This is a genomic window from Streptomyces sp. NPDC052016 (genome assembly GCF_044548445.1).
GTDB lineage: Bacteria > Actinomycetota > Actinomycetes > Streptomycetales > Streptomycetaceae > Streptomyces.
This window is the reverse complement of sequence record NZ_JBIUBX010000022.1, coordinates 41333-59348: the sequence shown is the minus strand read 5'-3', so window position 1 is coordinate 59348 and position 18016 is coordinate 41333. Positions and strand designations below refer to the sequence as shown.

Genomic DNA, 18016 nt, shown 5'->3' with positions numbered 1-18016 from the left:
CGGGGTTGTCGGCCCTGCCTGCCGCCCGGTGTTGTCGTACGGCCAGGTCGCGCGGCTGAACGCCCCGACCGCTGCCCGGCGTTCCCGTACGCCACACCGACGGCGCTGCCCGGCTCGCCCGCGCCGACCCCGCTGCCCGGCCAACCCCCACCATGTCCCCACCCTGTTCCCCTCCCCCGATTTTCCTCGACAGGGCACCCGCATTCCCGGTGTGCCCGCGTCGGTCGCCCCCTCGTCCGGCAGCACGAAGGGCCCGCTCCTCACCGGGAGCGGGCCCTTTCGTCGTGCTGCGGGTTCGTACGCGCCTCGTACGGCCGCCGGACCGGGTCAGCGGACCGGCGCCCCCTGGGGCTGCTGCGGGGCGATGCCCAGGGCCGTCGTGTACTTGGCCAGGGCGAGCTTGCCGATGGCCGGGTACGGGCCGAGGGCCTCGGCCGCGGGGCAGCCCGCCTCCTTGGCCGCCTCCTCGAGCAGCGCGGCGTCGATCTCCGGGCCGATGAGGTACGGCGCCAGGGCCAGCTGCTGGGAGCCGGACGAGCGCAGCTGGTCGGCGACGGAGGCGATGGAACCCTCCTGGTCGAGGGCCGCGGCCATCACCGGCACGGCCAGGCGCGCGGCGAGCAGCATGCCGGTGATGCCGGCGGCCTGCACGGCCTCCTCACCGCCCACGGAGGCCAGGATGATGCCGTCCGCGGCCGTGGCCACGGTGAACAGGCGGGCGCGGTCCGCGCGGGCCAGGCCGGCCTCCGACAGGCGCACGTGCAGCGCCTCGGCGAGCAGCGGGTGCGGGCCGAGGACGTCGGTCAGCTCGGCGGCGACGCGGCTGTCCATGAGGGCCTGGCGGACCTGGCGCAGCTGCGCGCTGTCCGGACCGGCCAGCAGCGGCACCACGACGGCGACCGGGCCGTCGGGCTCCTTGACGTCCATCCCGGCGGCGAGGGCCTGCTCGTAGCGCGCGGTGCGCTCGTCGGCGGCGTACGCCAGCACGGACTGGAGCGTCGGGAAATCGGTGTCGTCCCCGTCGAGGTACCCGATGCGCGCATCGAGGCCGGGCAGCTCTGAGCGGGCGATGCTCACGATCTCCTCGGCGAGGCCGCGGGTGGCGGCGCTCGGCGTGCCGGGCACCGCGAGGACGAGCGCGGGCGCGCCCTCGGGAGCCGCCAGGGGCTCGGGTCGGCGGTGCCGCCCGGGCTGGCGGGGGCGCGGCATTCGTACAGGCAGGCCGGACGCGGGCCCAGTGGGGGAGCTCATGGCGCCGCATGTTACTGGCTTCTTGGGCTCCCCTGTTCGGGGAGGGTGCAGGTGAGCGGTATCCGTCCCCTTTTGTCTGATGAGTTACGTGCGGATCAGAAGTGATCAGCGTGTTTTCCGGGCGACTTGCCCTCGAAAGGCTCAATCCCCCTTTTGGGTCATGGCGCGCGGTTCACCACATACAGCATCGTCTCGTCCTCCGGAAGGGTGAGTGCCCCCGCCGCCAGTTCGGTGGCGATGCGGACCGCGCCGTCCAGCGGGTCGCCGTCGGCCGCTACCCGTCGCGCGTGGGGCAGCCGCCGTGCGAACTCCTCCTCCAAGGGTACGAGGAGGGGTTCGCCGATCTTGAACAGGCCCCCGGTGAAGGCGACTTGGGGCTGTTTGTCTGCCGGGCAGACGGTGGCGGCCGAGTCGGCCATGTGCCGGGCCGCCGCCCGCAGGATGCCGGCGGCGACGGGGTCGTCCGGTGCGCACGCGGCGACCTGGGGTGCGAAGGAGGCGAGGACGGCCGGACGGTCCGGGCGCGGATAGAGGCGGCCGGGAAGGCCCGGCACCGGCCCGAACTGCTCCTCTGCACGGGCGAGGAGCGCGACGGAGCCGCCGGGTCGGCCGTCGTGGGTGCGCAGGGCGGCTTCCAGTCCGGCCCGTCCGATCCAGGCGCCGCCACCGCAGTCGCCCAGCAGATGCCCCCAGCCGTCGGCCCGTCGCCAGGCGGTCAGGTCCGTGCCGATCGCGATGACGCCGGTGCCGGCGGCGATCACGGCACCCGGGCGCGGCCCGAGGGCACCGGTGTAGGCGGTGACCGCGTCGGCGGCGAGGGCGGTGGTGCGCACGCCGAACTCCCGTGCCAGTGCGGCCGGAAGCTCGTCGCGCAGGGCTTCGCCGAGGGTGCTGAAGCCGGCCGCGCCGACCACCGCGGTGGTGAGTCCGCCGATGCCGGTCTCGGCGGTCAGCGCCCGGACCAGGGGCGTCAGTTGCTCCATCAGGTGGCCGGGGTCGATGCCCCGCGCGCCGGTGCGCACGGGCTCCCGGGACGAGCGACGCCCCAGCACAGACTGTTCGACGGTGCCGAGGGCGACCCGCAGTCCGGAGCCGCCCGAGTCCACCGCGAGGATGCCGCGCGAGTGCTCCGGACCGGCGGGGGCGGTCACTGCAGGCGCCAGTCCACGGGTTGACCCCCCTGACGGATCAGCAGGTCGTTGGCCCGGCTGAAGGGGCGCGAGCCGAAGAAGCCCCGGTCCGCCGACATGGGGGAGGGGTGCGCCGACTCCACCGAGGGCAGATCGCCCAGCAGCGGCCGCAGGTTTCGGGCGTCGCGGCCCCACAGGATGGACACCAGCGGCTTGCCGCGCGCGGCCAGCGCCCGTATCGCCTGCTCGGTGACCTCCTCCCAGCCCTTGCCGCGGTGCGCGCCCGGCTTGCGCGGGGCCGTGGTGAGCGCCCTGTTGAGCAGCAGCACACCCTGCCGGGTCCACGGGGTCAGGTCGCCGTTGGACGGCTGGGGCAGGCCCAGGTCGGTCGTGAGCTCCCGGTAGATGTTGACCAGGCTGCCGGGCAGCGGCCGTACGTCCGGCGCGACCGAGAACGACAGGCCCACTGCGTGACCCGGCGTCGGGTAGGGGTCCTGCCCGACGATCAGGACGCGGACTTCGTCGAAGGGCTGCTGGAAGGCCCGCAGGACATTCGGCCCGGCGGGGAGGTAGGTGCGTCCCGCGGCGATCTCCGCGCGCAGGAAGTCGCCCATCTCGGCGATCCGTCCGGCCACGGGTTCCAGGGCCTTCGCCCAGCCCGGTTCGACGATCTCATGCAAGGGTCGTGGTGCCACGGGCGTCACCCTACTGCCGTACGCACGGCGGCGATCAACCAGTGGCCAAGGCCGGACGGCCACCCCCCGTCACCGCTCCGGCTCATCCGACCACCGCGGCGCGCACGCACAGCACGTCCGGCAGGTGCGAGGCCAACTGCCGCCAGCTGTCGCCGTCGTCGGCGGACGCGAACACCTCGCCGTTGCGGTTGCCGAAGTAGACGCCCGCCGGATCCGCGTCGTCGGTGCAGAGCGCGTCGCGCAGCACGGTGCCGTAGTGGTCCTCCTGCGGCAGGCCCGCCGTGAGCGGCTCCCAGCTCTTGCCCGCGTCCGCCGTGCGGAAGACCCGGCAGCGGTGGCCGGCCGGCACCCGGTCCGCGTCGGCGTTGATCGGGAAGACGTACGCCGTGTCACCGCGGCGGGGGTGCGTGGCGGCGGCGAAGCCGAAGGTGGACGGCAGGCCTTCGCCGATGTCCGTCCAGTGCGCACCCGCGTCGTCGCTGCGGTACACACCCCAGTGGTTCTGCAGATACAGACGGTCGGGGTTCGCCGCGTCCCGCGCGACCTTGTGCACGCACTGCCCGAACTCGGGGTTGGGGTCCGGCAGGAACACCGCGGAGACACCGGAGTTGGACGGCGCCCAGCTCGCGCCGCCGTCGGTGGTGCGGAACACGCCGGCCGTCGACACCGCCACCGTCACCGCCCGCGGGTCGCGCTTGTCCGTGAGCACCGTGTGCAGGCCTTCCCCGCCGCCGCCGGGAACCCACTGCGAACGCGTCGGGTGCTCCCACAGAGGGCGGACCAGCTCGAAGCTCTCTCCGCGGTCCTCGGAGCGGTAGAGCGCGGCCGGTTCCGTGCCCGCGTACACCACGTCCGGCTCGGCCGCCGCCGGGTGCAGCTGCCACACCCGCTCAAGTGAAGCCTTCGTGTCCTGGGGGAACTTGACGGCCGGTTTCGCCGGCTCGGTCCAGGTCCGGCCGAGGTCGTCGGAGTGGAACACCGACGGGCCCCAGTGGGCGCTGTCACCGCCGGCGAGGAGCCGCGGGCGGTCGCCGCGGGTGTCGATGGCGACCGAGTAGATCGCCTGTGCGTTGAAATAGGGGGATTCGTCGAACTGCCATGCGCCAGCGCGCCTGCGCCCGATGAACAGGCCTTTGCGCGTGCCCACGGCGAGCAGTACCTCGGTCATGCCGGTCACCTCCGCGACGTCTTCGTCCCAGCACCGGCCAGTCTGCACCCCACCACTGACAGTCACCCCCGGAAACTCCTCCGCCGCAGGTCACAGCGGCGAGGGCGGACCCGGACCGCCGTCTGTCGGTCCCTTCGGCGGGACGTCCGCGCGGGCGGCCAGGCGCTGGAGGCGTGGGGACGGAGGGCCGGTCGGGTCCCGTCCTGAGCATCCGGACGGCCCGCCGCGTATGGGAGGGAAGGCCAGGATGTTCACGCGCTCGTGAGGAGGAAGCCTTCGATGGCGTTCCGTGGTCCGAAGGTGTGGCTGTGGCGCTGGCGGCGCAACCCGCTCAAGCGCCGCGCCGACACGGTGGAGGCCTGGATCGTGCTCGGCGCCTGGGCGCTGACCGTCCTCGTCGGAGTGCCGGCCGGGTGGGCGGCGGCCCGATCCGTCGAGGACGGGCTGGCCCGGGAACGCGTCGAGTGGCGGCCTGTCGCGGGGCGGCTCACCGAGCAGGCGCCCGGAAAGGCCGCCGCACGCCAGGCCGCCTCCAGCGGGGACCGGGTGTGGGCGAGCGTCGGCTGGACCGGCCCCGACGGCTCCGCCCACACCGGCCGGGTCCGCGTCACCCCCGGCAGCGCCGCCGGGACCCGCGTCACCGTCTGGACGGACCGCCGGGGCCGCCTCGTCACCGAGCCGACCACCGCCGACCAGGCCCGTGTCCGCGCCTGCCTCGTCGGCGCCCTGGCGGGCGTGGCGGCGGCAGCCGTCCCCTTCGCGGGCGCCCGGATGCTGCGCGGCCGCCTGGAACGCCGCCGGGTGGATCAGTGGGACGTGGACTGGGCACACTTCGCCGCGCTGTGGGGGAGGCCCGCGGGGTGAGGCACGAGCGGACGGGGCGGGGGTGAGCGGGGTCCCCCGGGGGGCGGCGAAAGGCGGTAACCCGCCGGCGGGTGGGCGTGAGACGCGGTGCCGCGCCTCGCCCCACTCCCGCCACCGCCGAAAGGCGGTAACCCGCCGGGCGGGCGAGCGTGAGACGCGGTGCCGCGCCCCACTCCCGCCACCGCCGCCCGTTCCGCCGCTGACGCACAGGCGAGAGCAGCTGGGGCGGGAACCGGGGAGCCGGGGAGCCGGGGAGTTCAGTTGCCGCCGCCCAGGGCACGCCCCAGGATCCCGTCGAGGTCCGCGCTGTCCGGGAGGGTGCCGAAGGCGTACCCCCAGTCGCCGCCGAGCCGGGTCGCGCAGAAGGCGTCGGCGACCGCCGCGGGGGTGTGCCGGACCAGCAGGGAGGCCTGGAGGGTCAGGGCCATCTGCTCCACCAGACGGCGGGCCCCGGCCTGTGTCGCCTCGCCGAGCCGGGCCCTGAGCCGGGTGACCGCCGCGTCCAGCCGGGTGTCCGCCCCCTGGGCCAGGGCGATCTCGCCGAAGAGGGCGTCCACGGTGGCGGGCTCGCGGGTCAGTGCCCGCAGGACGTCCAGGGCGTTGACGTTCCCGGAGCCTTCCCAGATCGACAGGAGAGGGGCCTCGCGGTAGTGGCGGGGCATGCCGGAGTCCTCCACGTAGCCGTTGCCGCCCAGGCACTCGAGGGCCTCCGCGGTGAAGGCCGGACCGCGCTTGGTCACCCAGTACTTGCCCACGGCGGTGGCGATCCGCCGGAAGGCCTGCTCACCCGCGTCGCCGCGCACCGCCCGGTCGGCCGCCCCGGCCAGCCGCAGGGTGAGCGTGGTGGCCGCCTCCGACTCCAGCGCGAGGTCCGCCAGCACGTTGCGCATCAGCGGCTGGTCGATCAGCCGCGCGCCGAACGCGCTGCGGTGCCGCACGTGGTGGCCGGCCTCGACGAGCGTCTTGCGCATCAGCGCCGCCGACATCATCACGCAGTCCAGACGCGTGCAGTTGACCATCTCGATGATGGTCTTCACGCCCCACCCCTCGGGTCCGACCAGCCAGGCCACCGTGCCGTCGAACTCCGGCTCCGAGGAGGCGTTGGAACGGTTGCCGAGCTTGTCCTTCAGCCGCTGGATGCGGAACGGGTTGCGGGTGCCGTCCGGCAGCACGCGCGGCACCAGGAAGCAGGACAGACCGTCCGGCGCCTGGGCCAGGACCAGGAACACGTCGCACATCGGCGCCGACGTGAACCACTTGTGCCCGCGTAGCGTGTACACGCCGGGCTCGGCGGTGGGAGTGGCCGTGGTGGTGTTCGTCCGTACGTCCGAGCCGCCCTGCTTCTCGGTCATGCCCATGCCCGCGAGCAGCCCGCGCTTCTCCGTCGGCACCCGGAGGCCCGGGTCGTACTCCCGGCTGGTGAGCAGCGGCTCGTACACCTTGGCCAGGTCCGGCTGCCGGCGCAGGGCGGGGACCGCCGCGTACGTCATCGACGTCGGGCAACCGTGCCCCGCGTCGGTGTGGCCCCACACCAGGCCGCCCGCCGTCCGGGCGACATGGGCGCCGGGCCGGTCGTCCGCCCAGGGCGCACCGGCCAGGCCCTCGGTCACGGCCACCCGCATCAGTTCGTGCCAGGCGGGGTGGAAGTCGACCTCGTCGACACGGTGCCCGTACCGGTCGTGCGTGCGCAGCACGGGCTCGTGGCGGTTGGCCAGCTCGCTCCACTCCTGCGGCCCGGGGCTGCCGGCCCGCTGACCGAGGCGTCGGACGTCCACCTCGGCCCATCCGGCGCCCTCGCGTCGCAGCCCTTCCAGCAGGGCGGCGTCGTCGGAGGCGTCGTACGGGCTCAGGGGGGAGGCCTGGTTGGTGACGTCGTGGGTGGCGGAGGCGGGGCCGGGGGACTGCGCGAGGGTGAGGCTCATGGCCTCATGTTGCACTCTTCCTGCGGTCGCAGCAACAGTGCAACATGAAGGCGGACGTACAGTACGTGCTCATGCGCGGGAACGAGTCGACGGCCGGGGCCGGTGAGGTGGAGCTGCGGCCGCTGTCGGCCCGATCGGTGGTGCTGAGTCTGCTGCTCGGCACGCATCCGCCGGAGCTGCCGGTGAAGGACCTCGTCCGGCTGGTGGAGCCCTTCGGTGTCGGGGGATCCACTCTGCGGGCGGCCCTCAGCCGGATGGTGGCGGCCGGTGATCTGCGACGCGCCGGTGCCGTCTACGGACTCAGCGAGCGCTTGCTGGAGCGTCAGCGCAGGCAGGATGACGCCGTCCGGCCGGCGACCCGCCCCTGGGACGGCGACTGGGAGATGGCCGTGGTGACGGCGACCGGCCGCGGACCGGCCGAACGCGCCGAACTGCGGAGCGAGTTGACCCGTCTGCGCCTCGCCGAGCTGCGCGAGGGGGTGTGGCTGCGTCCCGCCACGCTGCTCCGTCCCTGGCCGGACGAGCTCACCGGGATCACTCTGTACCTCACCGCCCGACCCGGGATGCCGGGGCGGGAACTGGCCGCCGCTCTCTGGCCGTTGGAGGAGTGGGCCGACACCGCCCGTGACCTGCTGGCGCACATCGGGCGCGCCCGGCGGCCCGCCGACCGTTTCACCGCCTTCGCGGCCGCCGTGCGGCACCTCCTCGCGGATCCGGTCCTGCCGCCCGAACTGCTGCCCGCCGACTGGCCGGGCGCCGCCCTGCGCGCCGCGTACACCGCCTACCAGCGGGAGGTCGCGGACGCCGTCCACGGGCGGGAACAGGCCTGACGGCCTGGGGAGGCGGAGGCGAGCCGCTCCCCAGGCCGTCCGTGGGGGGAAGAGAAGGGGCTAGCGGTAGGTGATGTCCGAGGTGGCGTACAGGCAGTTGGTGCTGTCCGGGCCCACCCCGACCGCCGTGTTGTTGTTGTACTTCTGGCAGGGGACTACCTTGCGGCTCGCGTCGTTGAGGATCGTGATGTTGCGCAGCGTCGCCACGTCGTTGCGGTTGACGTTGATGCCGACGATCCGTGCGGTGGAGCCCGTCCCGGTCACCTCGATGGTGTTGAGGTTGACCTTGCGCGTGTACTGCGTGGAGCAGTCACCGCAGGAGCGGTAGAGGGTTTTGAACTCCTGCACGGCGAAGTTGGAGATGTTCACCGTGCCGCCGCCGTTGTGCTGGAAGACCTTGTCGCTCGCCTTCTTGGCGCCGCCGCCGACGACGTTGTACGTCGCGCTGCTGCCGCCGCGGAAGGTGGCGGCGTCCTCGCCGACGTCCTCCCACCAGACGTTCTGCAGCGTGCAGCTGCCGAGGCAGTGGATGCCGTCGGCGCCGGGTGCGCCGATGATCACGTTCTTCAGGGTCACGCCGTTGGCGAGGGTGAGGATCGGCTGCTGGTCCTCGGCCTGGTCTCCCGTGCCCAGGGCGCCGCTGCCGTAGAGGCGCAGCATCCCGTAGTCCTTCGAGCTGGTGAGGTTGATGGTCGCGGTGACCGCCTGGCTGCCGGACGCGGACGGCCAGGTGGCGGCACCGGCGGGGGCCGTAGCTGTAGTCATGATCATGCCAACCGAGAGGCCGAGGGTGGCCAGTGCTCCGGTCAGTGCGCGCCCACGGGTGGCGCGCGGTCGTGTCGCAGAAGTCATGTCCCGTTCCTTCTGTCGTGGGGGTGGGTCAGAGCTTTCCGGTGCCCTGTTTCCCTTCGAAGGGTTGAGCTGGCGATTGCATATGTGGACGGTGTTCCTTTTCGTGGACGGCGTTCGCCGGGCAGTACGGCCTTTCGGGGACCGGAGTGAGCGGCTCGGTCACACTGTTGAACGGACCGTAGGGGGCAAGCGCTTTCTAGTCAACGCCTCGCGTAGGCGACATCCAGTCACCCCGACAGACCGGGAAGGCCTTCCATCCAACGCTGTGGGAGCGCGTCACCGTCGGCTACCAGGCGAGCCACACCGGCGACAGCTCACCGCCCACCGCCTTCACGCTCAACGGATCGCCCTGCACGGTCGGTTGACGCACGGTCCCCTTCCCGCCCGGCCCTTGGAGGGCCGCCGCGGGCCCCGCGCGGAAAAATGCCGGGCGGCCGGCGGAGGCGGAAGGTAGCGTCCTCGGGGCCGGGAGAGCCCCTGTCCTCGGGGATGGAGAGAGATGAGCATGACGGCCGACGACGTGGTGAGGCTGTTCGCCGACGAGACCCGGGTGCGCGCCTTCGCCGCCGTGGCGCTGGGAGCCCGGAGCGCCGCCGAGGTCGTCGAGCGCACCGGGCTGTCGGCCAAGGACGCCCTCGGTGCGCTGCGCCGCCTCGAGGAGCGCGAGCTCCTCGTGTCGGACGGCGGCGGCCTGACGGTGTCGTACGGCCACTTCCGCGGCCTGGCCCGTGCCGCGGCCGGCGCCGAGCCGCCGCGGGATCACGGGTCCGGTGACGAACGGACCGAGACGCTGCTGCGGACATTCGTACGCGACGGGCGGCTGGTGCGCCTCCCGGCCCAGTGGGAGCGCAAGAAGGTCGTCCTGCGCCATCTCGCGGAGCACAGCTTCGAGCCGGGGCGGGAGTACTCCGAGCGGGAGGTCAACGACAGGCTGCGCGCCTGGTGCGAGGGCGGCGCCGTCGACCACGTGAGCCTGCGCCGCTATCTCGTCGACCTCCACCATCTGGACCGCCAGGGCGGAATCTACAGGCGCTCGCCCGAGGACACCGCGCTGCGGGACTGACGCCCGGCGGGCGCTCGACCGGCTGCCGCGGACGCCTTCGCAGCGGTCTCCGCGGCGGCCCGACCGGCCGCCGCGGGCGGGGGCGGTCCGACCGCCCGGGCGCTCACACGGACCGGTGGTACTGCTCCGGCACCCGCACCTCGCCGCCCAGCACCCGCGCCGCCTGCCGCGCCCACGACGGGTTGCGCAGCAGCTCGCGGCCGACCAGGACCGCGTCCGCCTCACCGTTGGCGAGGATCTTCTCGGCCTGCTCGGGCTCGGTGATCAGCCCCACGGCCGCGACCGGCATCGGCGTCTCGGCCTTCACCCGGGCGGCGAAGGGGACCTGGTAACCGGGGCCTACCGGGATGCGTACGCCGGAGGCGTTGCCGCCGGTGGAGACGTCGAGCAGGTCGACGCCGTGGGCGTGGAGCTCACGGGCGAAGCGGACCGTGTCGTCGGCCGTCCAGCCGTCCTGCTCCAGCCAGTCGGTCGCGGAGATCCGGAAGAACAGCGGCTTGTCGTCGGGCCACACCTCGCGCACCGCGTCGACGACCTCGAGGGCGAACCGGGTGCGGCTCTCGTGGGTGCCGCCGTACTCGTCGCCGCGGCGGTTGGAGTGCGGGGAGAGGAAGTTGCCGATCAGATAGCCGTGGGCGCCGTGGATCTCGGCGATCTCGAAACCGGCGGCGAGGGCCCGGCGGGCCGCCTCCGCGAACTGAGCCACGATCTCGCTTATCTGAGCCTTCGTCAGCTCTGCCGGTACGGGGTGGCGCTCGTCGAACGGGAGCGCGCTCGGTCCCAGCGGCTGCCATCCGTGCGCCTCCGGGCCCACGGGCGCGCCCCCCTTCCAGGGCCGGTCGGTGGAGGCCTTGCGTCCCGCGTGGGCGAGCTGGATCGCCGGGAGCGAGCCCTGCTCGGCGAGGAAGCGGGTGATCCGCCGGAAGGCCTCGACCTGGGTGTCGTTCCAGATGCCGAGGTCGTACGGGGAGATCCGGCCCTCGGGCGACACGGCGGTCGCCTCGACGATGACCAGGCCCGTCCCGCCGGCCGCACGGGCGGCGTAGTGCGCGAAGTGCCAGTCGGTCGGGGCGCCGGTCAGCGGACCCTCGGGCGCGGCCGAGTACTGGCACATGGGCGGCATCCACACCCGATTGGAGATGGTCACGTCACGCAGGGTGTAGGGCTGGAAGAGCGCACTCACGGCGGACTCCGATCGTCACTGGGCCGGTGGTCGACTCGTACGATAGGCATCGTAGTACGTCAGACGTCAAACTATGAAGGGCGTCGTACAATGGTCTCCCCGAAGGAGTGGAGCCCCCGTGACCGCCCCCGCCGTCAGCAGCCGTGATCTCCCGCATCCGGCGCGCGAGGACATCCGTCTGGAGTTCGTGCTGCACGCGCTCTCCGACCCGATGCGGCTGCGGATCGTGCGAGAGCTCGCCGCCGGCCGCGACGAGCTCTCCTGTTCGCACTTCGACCTGCCGGTCACCAAGTCGACCACGACGCACCACTTCCGGGTGCTGCGCGAAGCCGGGGTGATCCGGCAGACCTACCGCGGCACGGCCAAGATGAACGGCCTGCGCCGGGACGACCTAGACGACCTCTTCCCGGGACTTGTCGACGCCCTCCTCGGCGCTGCCGCCCGCCAGTCCGCCCGCCTCCAGGGCGGCTGAACCAGCCTTCCCGGGTAGGTGGTCGAAGAGCAGGTTCAGCACGATCGCGGTCACACAGCCCGCGCTGATCCCGCTGTTCATCACCGTCTGGAACCAGTCCGGGAACTTCTCGTAGACGGTCGGGACGCCGACCGGCAGCACGCCCATCGCGACCGACACGGCGACCACGGTCAGTTTGTGGTTGCCCTCGAAGTCGACCTCCGCCAGCGTCCGCAGACCGCTCGCGGCGACCGTGCCGAACATCACCAGACCGGCGCCGCCGAGGACCGGCGCCGGAATCGCCGCGACCACCGCGCCCAGCTTGGGCAGCAGGCCGAGCAGGACGAGGATGCCGCCGGCGGCGGCGACGACCCAGCGGCTGCGCACCCGGGTCATGCCGACCAGACCGACGTTCTGCGCGTACGCCGTGTAGGGGAAGGTGTTGAAGACACCGCCGAGGACGGTCGACAGACCGTCGGCGCGCAGGCCGTCCGACAGGGAGCGGGGCTCGACCTTGCGGCCGGTCATCTCGCCGACCGCGACCAGGTCACCGGTGGTCTCGGTCATCGTCACCAGCGCCACCACCAGCATCGAGATGATCGCCGAAGCCTCGAAGACGGGCGCCCCGAAGTGGAACGGCGTGCTGATCCCGATCCAGTCGGCGTCCGAGACCCCGCCGAAGTCCGTGAAGCCGAAGGGCACGGCGACCGCGAGGCCCACCGCGATGCCGATCAGTACCGCGATCCGACTCAGGAACGCCGGCGCGAAGCGCTGCACGCCCAGCACCACCGCCAGCACGGACGCGGCGAGCGCGATGTTCCTCGGCTCCCCGAAGTCCGCCGAGCCGGCCCCGCCCGCGGCCCAGTTGCCCGCGACCGGCAGCAGGGAGATGCCGATGATCAGGATCACCGTGCCCGTGACCAGCGGCGGGAAGAACCTCAGGAGCCGGCCGAACACCGGCGCCAGCAGCACGATCGCCAACCCCGCGACGATCACCGAGCCGTAGATCGCGGGCAGTCCGCCGCCCGTCGTTCCGATCAGCACCATCGGGGACACGGCCGCGAACGTGCACCCCTGCATGATCGGCAGCCGCACCCCGAAGCGCCAGAACCCCACGCACTGCACGAGCGTGGCGACACCGCAGATCAGCAGGTCGGCGGTGATCAGATACGCCAGGTCGGCGGGCGGCAGCTCCATGGCGCCGCCCACGATCAGCGGCACGGCCACCGCGCCGGCGTACATCGCGAGCACGTGCTGGAGGCCGAAGGCGGCCAACTGCCGTGCGGGGGGCACCTCGTCGACGGGATGAACGGGCGCGGTCGTGGCCATGGGCGCTCCAGAGCTGCGGAGGAGGGGACGCGGGTGAGGCGTGTCGGCATGCGGACAGCACGAAACCGTACGAGGATTGAACAGTTTGTTGATTTCACGGGTGTTGCTGATGTGTGTCCTGTACACCGGTGTCGGTCGGTACCGCCGCCGCCCGCAGCGACGCCCAGTCCGGCAGCTTCACCACACCACGCCCCAGCGAGGCTCCGAGCTCCGCCTCCGCCCGCTCGATCGCCAGCCATCCCGCCCACTCGACCGGCTCGGCCCCGGCGGCCAGCAGCAGCGGCAGCGGATCACCGGGCAGCTCCCGCCGCAGGAGAGCGGGGGCGTCCTCGAGCAGGGACGTCACCGTCTCCTTCGCGCAGGGCCGGTTGGTGCCGATGACACCCGTCGGGCCCCGCTTGATCCAGCCGGCCACGTACTCGCCCGCCGCCACGGCGCCCTCGCGCAGCACCCGCCCGGCGGCATGCGGCACCGTGCCCCGCTCCGCGTCGAACGGCAGCCCTTCCAGCGGCACTCCGCGGTAGCCCACCGACCGCAGCACCAGCTGCGCCTCGACGTCCTCGTACCGGCCGGTCCCCGTCACGCCGCCACGCCCGTCCGGAGCCGTCCGCTCGAAGCGCACGGCGCCCACCCGGCCGCCGTCGGCGAGGAGCTCGACGGGCCGCAGGAAGAACCGCAGGCCGATCCGGCGCCGCAGGCCCCTCGGCGGTGTTGCCGCCCAGCCGCGCAGCACCTCGATGTTGCGGCGCTGTGCCGCCGGCAGCGCCGACGGGTCGGTGTACGCGGGGTCCAGGGCGAGCTCCGCCTCGTCGACGGCCACCTCGGTGTCCGGCAGCCCGCCCAGCTCCCGCAGCTCCTTGGTGGTGAAGCGTGCCTGCGACGGGCCGCGCCGCCCCACCATGTGGATCGCGGTCACCTCGCTGGCGGTCAGCGCCGTCAGCGCGGCCTGCGGCATGTCGGTGGGGCTCAGCTCCGCCGCGCCGCGGGCCAGGATCCGCGTGACGTCCACGGCGACGTTCCCCACGCCGATCACCACGGCCGCGCGGGCGCCGGACAGGAAGCCGTCGGCGACGGCGTCGGGGTGGGCGCTGTACCAGGCCACGAACTCGGTCGCCGACCAGCTGCCCGGCAGGTCCTCGCCGGGGATCCCCAGCCGCCGGTCCGCCGCGGCGCCCACGCAGTACACGACCGCGTGGTACAGCTCCCGCAGCCGGGCGGCGGGCACGCCGCCCGCTCCGACCCGCACCCCGCCCAGGAAGCGCACCCGCTCGTGCTCCAGCACGGTCCTCAGGTTCTGCTGGAGCGACTTGATCTTCTCGTGGTCCGGGGCGACGCCGTAGCGCACCAGCCCGTAGGGGCACGGCAGCCGGTCCAGGACGTCGACGAGCACCTCGGGGTCCTGCTGGACGAGGCTCTGGGCGGTGTAGACCCCACTGGGCCCGGAACCGACGACGGCGACACGCAGCACGGTGGAACTCCTTACCCGAGGCAGGCGCAGGAGAGCGCTGGTGCTTCCAGCATCGCACCGACGCCGCCGCGCTGACAGGTGCCGTACGCCAAGCGGGTGCGCGTGTGCGTGCGCAGGGGCGGCGACCAGGCGTCGGGGACGGCGGTACGGGCGCGGCCGGCCCTGTTCCTCGTCGACGGTCACGGTGCTCGCGGACCGGATCGAGGGGCCGCCAGGGGAGGGGAGAGGTGCGGCGAGGGCCGCCGGGGGAAGGGTGAGGGGCCGCCAGGGGAACGGGAGAGGTGCGGTGGGGCGCCCTCCGAGGGCCGGGTCACCCTGGCGGCGTAGCGGGGCTCGGCCCCCATCGGGCGCGCCCGGCCCCGCCGTGCGGCGTCGAGGGCCGGCGAGCGGTCGCCCAGGAGTACCGCGCGGCTCGGGAGGAGGGCGTCGGCCCCGCCCTCGCGATCAGCTGCGCCACCGGGCGCAGTCGCCGCAGGTCCCTGCGTCCGATCACACGCGGCGGCGGGAGGCCGGGTCCCTGGCCCCCCGTCACGCCGCGCGTCGAACCGCCGCACGCAGGGGGCGTTTCACAGCATGGCCCGCATGCGGCTGATCTCCGTCGTCTGCTCCGCCACCACGTCGTCCGCCATCTCCTCGATGCGGATGTTGTTGCCCTGCGCCTTCACGTCCGCGGCCATGGTGATGGCTCCCTCGTGATGGGTGATCATCAGGGTGAGGAACAGTTCGTCGAAGGCCTTCCCGCGCGCCGCCCGCAGCTTGTTCATCTGCGCCTCGGTCGCCATCCCGGGCATCGCGCTGTGATCGTGCCCGCCGCTCGCCGTGTTCGCGCCGTCCTTGTCGTGCGTCGTCAGCCAGCTCTTCATGGCCTTGATCTCCGGCCCCTGGGCCGCGGCGATCCGGGAGGCGAGCGACTTGACCTTCGCCGACTCGGCCTGTCCGGGGGCGAGTGCGGTCATCTCCAGGGCCTGTCCGTGGTGTTCGATCATCATGCGGGCGAAGGAGACGTCCGCCGAGTTCGGGGTGTCGTCCTCGGCGCGATGCGCCGCCGCCTCCTCGGCGGACAGCGTCCGGTTCGCCTCGCCCGGCATGCCCGGCGCGATCACCGACGGTCCGTCGGGCGCCGCCGACCTGGTGTCCGAGTCGGAGTCACAGCTCGCGAGAAGGAGCGCCAGCAGCGAGGCGGTGACGAGGGGCGCGCGGCGAACAGGCACAACGACCTCCTGGTTGAACCGGGTTGACGACCTGTGAGGATCTGACGACTCCTCGTACCGTCCTGGCACGAGTTCTTGCCCTACCGCTCGAAAACATTCATGACGAGTGTGTTGCCGTCTGTTGATCTGTGCATGATGAAGACGATACTTCGGAGGACCGTGAACCGTTCCCTGAGAACGGCAACAAGGGAGGACGCAGTGACCCTGTTGAACGATCCCCGAACGCGGCACAGACGGCTGGGAGTCGCCGCGGCGTGTGCCGGACTCCTCGCCGCGCTGCTCACGGCGGTCCCGGCGGCCGCGACCCCCGACCCGGGGGACGGCCCGTCCGTGGAGCAAGAGGTGTCCCGAGGCACGCAGGCCGAGGTGGCCGACGCGATCGCCGAGGGCGAGATACCCGGACAGGACGAGATCGTCCACTCCGCCAACATCCAACACGTCGTCAACGTCCCCAAGGACGCGCTCGCCGGCACCAACTCCGACCTCGCCTTCCAGGGCAGGTACGCCTTCGCGGGCAACTACGACGGCTTCCGCATCTTCGACATCAGCAACCCCAAGGCCCCGAAGTCCGTCGCCCAGGTGCTCTGCCCCGGCTCGCAGAACGACATCTCCGTCTCCGGCAACCTGCTCTTCCTCTCCACCGACTCCTCGCGCAGCGACAGCAGTTGCAACAGCACCACGCAGCCCGCGACCGAGAAGTCCTCCTGGGAGGGCATGAAGATCTTCGACATCAGCGACAAGGCGAACCCCCGTTACGTCGCCGCCGTCGAGACCGCCTGCGGCTCGCACACCCACACGCTGGTGCCCGAGCGCAGGAACGTCTACGTCTACGTCTCCTCGTACTCGCCCAACGCGGCCTACCCCGACTGCCAGCCCCCGCACGACGGCATCTCGGTCATCAAGGTGCCGCGCAACGCCCCCGAGAGGGCCGCGATCGTCAACTTCCCCGTCCTCTTCCCCGGTGAGGGACCGGACGGCGGCGGCAACCCGGGCGGGCCCACCAACCCGGGCGTCTCCAAGACGACCGGCTGCCACGACATCACGGTGCTCCCGGAGAAGGACCTGGCGGCCGGCGCCTGCATGGGCGACGGCATCCTGTTCTCGATCGAGGACCCGGAGAACCCGAAGATCATCGACCAGGTGCAGGACAACGTGAACTTCGCGTTCTGGCACTCGGCGACCTTCAACCTGAAGGCCGACAAGGTCGTCTTCACCGACGAGCTGGGCGGCGGCGGCGCGGCCACCTGCAACGCGGAGATCGGCCCCAACCGCGGTGCCGACGGCATCTACGACATCGTCGGCAAGGGCGACAAGCGCAAGCTCGTCTTCCGCAGCTACTTCAAGATCGACCGCCACCAGGCGGACGTCGAGGCCTGCGTGGCCCACAACGGCTCGCTGATCCCGGTCAAGGGCAAGGACCTCATGGTCCAGGCCTGGTACCAGGGCGGTGTCTCCGTCTGGGACTTCACCGACTCCGCCCACCCCAAGGAGATCGCCTACTTCGAGCGCGGCCCGGTGAACACCGAGCGGCTGACGACCGCCGGCCCCTGGTCGGCGTACTACTACAACGGCTACATCTACTCGAACGACATCGCCAAGGGCCTCGACGTGCTGAAGATCAGCGACCGGCGCACGGATCCGGCCCAGTACGTGCGGATGCGTGAACTCAACGTCCAGACCCAGCCGGACTACTTCGACTGATCGCCGGCCGGCAGTCCCGTCGCGAAGAACCGCGACACATCCGCGTCACACCTCCCGCCGGACGCCTCGGCGTCCGGCGGGACCCCCAGGTCCCAGTCGAGCCGGTAGCGCGCGAACAGCTCGGCGCGCACGCGCGCGAGGGGCATCCCGATGTTGGGCAGCACCATCGCGTAGACGGACCCCATGAGCAGGGCGCGCAGCAGGGGGTAGTCGGCGTCGACGTCCCGCGAGCCGTGCCGGGCCACCGCGTCCCGCAGCAGCTCCGCCAGCCGCCGCTGCTCCGGACACTGCACGAAGCCCTCCGTGTCCAGCAGGCCCGCCATGTGCTGGCGCATCAGCACCGTCCGGTCCCGGGCCAGGCCCAGGATCGCGTCGATGGCCCGCGCCATGCGCTCGCGGCCGTCCTCCGTGCGCGGCTCCCGCTCCAGCGCCTCCTCCAGCGTGCGGTGCATCAGCCGGTGCACGGCCGACTGCACCAGCTGGCGCTTGCCGGGAAAGTAGTACGACACCAGACCGCGGGCCGAGCCCGCCCGGTCCGCGATGTCCCCGAGCGTCGTCGCCTCGTAGCCGTGCTCGCTCACCAACTCGACCGCGGACTGCAGGAGTCGCTCCCGGGAACGCCGCCGCAATTCTTCATTGACCGAGGCGCTGCGCGGGGACATGCTGTAACTCCTGCGTTGACTGGCTGCCAGCCAACTATACTCAGCGCATCCCGGTCCGTTCCGTCCGGAACCGCGCCGGGTGGCCGCCTGCTCTGGGCGACACGGGGGATCGTCCAGAGTGGGCGTGCTTCTTCCTCCGATGGTCGCCTGAGGCTCCTTTCATCGGTTCCGGTGTCGGAGGAAGCCGCGTCCTGCGTGACATCGTCGGTGTGGGGCCGCCGGGGACCGGTTTCCCG

General features: G+C 72.6%; 16 protein-coding genes and 1 pseudogene. 6 read left to right on the top strand and 11 right to left on the bottom strand.

What is annotated here, in order from left to right:
• Positions 1-327: 327 nt before the first annotated feature.
• The 4 genes from ACIHAR_RS26170 to ACIHAR_RS26155 form a co-directional block, all read right to left on the bottom strand.
• Positions 328-1251, bottom strand: a complete 924-nt coding sequence (locus ACIHAR_RS26170; protein ID WP_365464635.1) for a hypothetical protein — start codon at positions 1249-1251, stop codon at positions 328-330.
• 158 nt (positions 1252-1409) lie between these two features.
• Entirely contained in the window at positions 1410-2402 is a 993-nt protein-coding gene (locus ACIHAR_RS26165; protein ID WP_400022209.1) for an N-acetylglucosamine kinase, read from the bottom strand.
• Complete coding sequence (locus ACIHAR_RS26160) at positions 2399-3076, bottom strand: uracil-DNA glycosylase (RefSeq protein WP_365464629.1); 678 nt, start codon at positions 3074-3076, stop codon at positions 2399-2401. The genes ACIHAR_RS26165 and ACIHAR_RS26160 overlap by 4 nt, the downstream gene beginning before the upstream one ends.
• A gap of 82 nt (positions 3077-3158) precedes the next feature.
• On the bottom strand, positions 3159-4244 hold the full coding sequence (locus ACIHAR_RS26155) for an exo-alpha-sialidase (RefSeq protein WP_365464626.1): 1086 nt from the start codon (positions 4242-4244) through the stop codon (positions 3159-3161).
• A 279-nt stretch (positions 4245-4523) separates the two neighbouring features.
• Between ACIHAR_RS26155 and ACIHAR_RS26150 the strand changes: the two genes are divergently transcribed.
• The gene (locus tag ACIHAR_RS26150; protein ID WP_400022207.1) at positions 4524-5108 is read left to right on the top strand and encodes a hypothetical protein; all 585 of its coding nucleotides are present in this window, start codon (positions 4524-4526) and stop codon (positions 5106-5108) included.
• A 257-nt stretch (positions 5109-5365) separates the two neighbouring features.
• Here ACIHAR_RS26150 and ACIHAR_RS26145 read toward each other — a convergent pair whose 3' ends face one another.
• Positions 5366-7030, bottom strand: coding sequence for an acyl-CoA dehydrogenase family protein (locus ACIHAR_RS26145; RefSeq protein WP_400022205.1), 1665 nt, complete (start codon positions 7028-7030; stop codon positions 5366-5368).
• A 71-nt stretch (positions 7031-7101) separates the two neighbouring features.
• Here ACIHAR_RS26145 and ACIHAR_RS26140 point away from each other — a divergent pair, with 71 nt between their 5' ends.
• A complete protein-coding gene (locus ACIHAR_RS26140; protein ID WP_400022285.1) occupies positions 7102-7860 on the top strand; it encodes a PaaX family transcriptional regulator C-terminal domain-containing protein in 759 nt (252 codons plus the stop codon).
• A 60-nt stretch (positions 7861-7920) separates the two neighbouring features.
• Here ACIHAR_RS26140 and ACIHAR_RS26135 read toward each other — a convergent pair whose 3' ends face one another.
• Positions 7921-8712: a pectate lyase gene (locus ACIHAR_RS26135; RefSeq protein ID WP_365464617.1), complete on the bottom strand. Its 792-nt coding sequence runs from the start codon at positions 8710-8712 to the stop codon at positions 7921-7923.
• A 499-nt stretch (positions 8713-9211) separates the two neighbouring features.
• Here ACIHAR_RS26135 and ACIHAR_RS26130 point away from each other — a divergent pair, with 499 nt between their 5' ends.
• Positions 9212-9775 (top strand): DUF2087 domain-containing protein, encoded by a 564-nt coding sequence (locus ACIHAR_RS26130; RefSeq protein ID WP_400022203.1) that lies wholly within the window; start codon positions 9212-9214, stop codon positions 9773-9775.
• A 103-nt stretch (positions 9776-9878) separates the two neighbouring features.
• On the opposite strand, the gene ACIHAR_RS26125 is transcribed toward ACIHAR_RS26130, so the two are convergent.
• Positions 9879-10958: an NADH:flavin oxidoreductase/NADH oxidase gene (locus ACIHAR_RS26125; RefSeq protein ID WP_365464611.1), complete on the bottom strand. Its 1080-nt coding sequence runs from the start codon at positions 10956-10958 to the stop codon at positions 9879-9881.
• 118 nt (positions 10959-11076) lie between these two features.
• On the opposite strand from ACIHAR_RS26125, the gene ACIHAR_RS26120 reads away from it, so the two are divergent.
• A complete protein-coding gene (locus ACIHAR_RS26120; RefSeq protein WP_365464608.1) occupies positions 11077-11430 on the top strand; it encodes a helix-turn-helix domain-containing protein in 354 nt (117 codons plus the stop codon).
• Here the strand turns inward: ACIHAR_RS26120 and ACIHAR_RS26115 are convergent.
• A complete protein-coding gene (locus tag ACIHAR_RS26115) occupies positions 11350-12738 on the bottom strand; it encodes a nucleobase:cation symporter-2 family protein (protein ID WP_365464605.1) in 1389 nt (462 codons plus the stop codon). The genes ACIHAR_RS26120 and ACIHAR_RS26115 overlap by 81 nt on opposite strands.
• Positions 12739-12832: 94 nt before the next feature.
• Positions 12833-14206, bottom strand: a complete 1374-nt coding sequence (locus ACIHAR_RS26110) for an FAD-dependent oxidoreductase (RefSeq protein ID WP_400022200.1) — start codon at positions 14204-14206, stop codon at positions 12833-12835.
• Positions 14207-14487: 281 nt separating this feature from the next.
• Here ACIHAR_RS26110 and ACIHAR_RS26105 point away from each other — a divergent pair.
• Positions 14488-14643, top strand: a pseudogene (locus ACIHAR_RS26105) (DUF6214 family protein); the annotation flags it as partial.
• Between the two features lie 129 nt (positions 14644-14772).
• Here ACIHAR_RS26105 and ACIHAR_RS26100 read toward each other — a convergent pair.
• Positions 14773-15417, bottom strand: coding sequence for a DUF305 domain-containing protein (locus ACIHAR_RS26100; RefSeq protein WP_400022198.1), 645 nt, complete (start codon positions 15415-15417; stop codon positions 14773-14775).
• Between the two features lie 198 nt (positions 15418-15615).
• Here ACIHAR_RS26100 and ACIHAR_RS26095 point away from each other — a divergent pair, with 198 nt between their 5' ends.
• A complete protein-coding gene (locus ACIHAR_RS26095; RefSeq protein ID WP_365464596.1) occupies positions 15616-17118 on the top strand; it encodes a hypothetical protein in 1503 nt (500 codons plus the stop codon).
• Here the strand turns inward: ACIHAR_RS26095 and ACIHAR_RS26090 are convergent.
• Entirely contained in the window at positions 17106-17780 is a 675-nt protein-coding gene (locus ACIHAR_RS26090; RefSeq protein WP_365464593.1) for a helix-turn-helix domain-containing protein, read from the bottom strand. The two genes, ACIHAR_RS26095 and ACIHAR_RS26090, sit on opposite strands and share 13 nt — an antisense overlap.
• Positions 17781-18016 lie beyond the last annotated feature (236 nt).

Coding starts and splice junctions, on each gene's coding strand:
- ACIHAR_RS26170 (WP_365464635.1), bottom strand. CDS start 1,251: ATGAGCTCCCCCACTGGGCCCGCGTCCGGCCTGCCTGTACGAATGCCG.
- ACIHAR_RS26155 (WP_365464626.1), bottom strand. CDS start 4,244: ATGACCGAGGTACTGCTCGCCGTGGGCACGCGCAAAGGCCTGTTCATC.
- ACIHAR_RS26150 (WP_400022207.1), top strand. CDS start 4,524: ATGGCGTTCCGTGGTCCGAAGGTGTGGCTGTGGCGCTGGCGGCGCAAC.
- ACIHAR_RS26145 (WP_400022205.1), bottom strand. CDS start 7,030: ATGAGCCTCACCCTCGCGCAGTCCCCCGGCCCCGCCTCCGCCACCCAC.
- ACIHAR_RS26140 (WP_400022285.1), top strand. CDS start 7,102: ATGCGCGGGAACGAGTCGACGGCCGGGGCCGGTGAGGTGGAGCTGCGG.
- ACIHAR_RS26135 (WP_365464617.1), bottom strand. CDS start 8,712: ATGACTTCTGCGACACGACCGCGCGCCACCCGTGGGCGCGCACTGACC.
- ACIHAR_RS26130 (WP_400022203.1), top strand. CDS start 9,212: ATGAGCATGACGGCCGACGACGTGGTGAGGCTGTTCGCCGACGAGACC.
- ACIHAR_RS26115 (WP_365464605.1), bottom strand. CDS start 12,738: ATGGCCACGACCGCGCCCGTTCATCCCGTCGACGAGGTGCCCCCCGCA.
- ACIHAR_RS26090 (WP_365464593.1), bottom strand. CDS start 17,780: ATGTCCCCGCGCAGCGCCTCGGTCAATGAAGAATTGCGGCGGCGTTCC.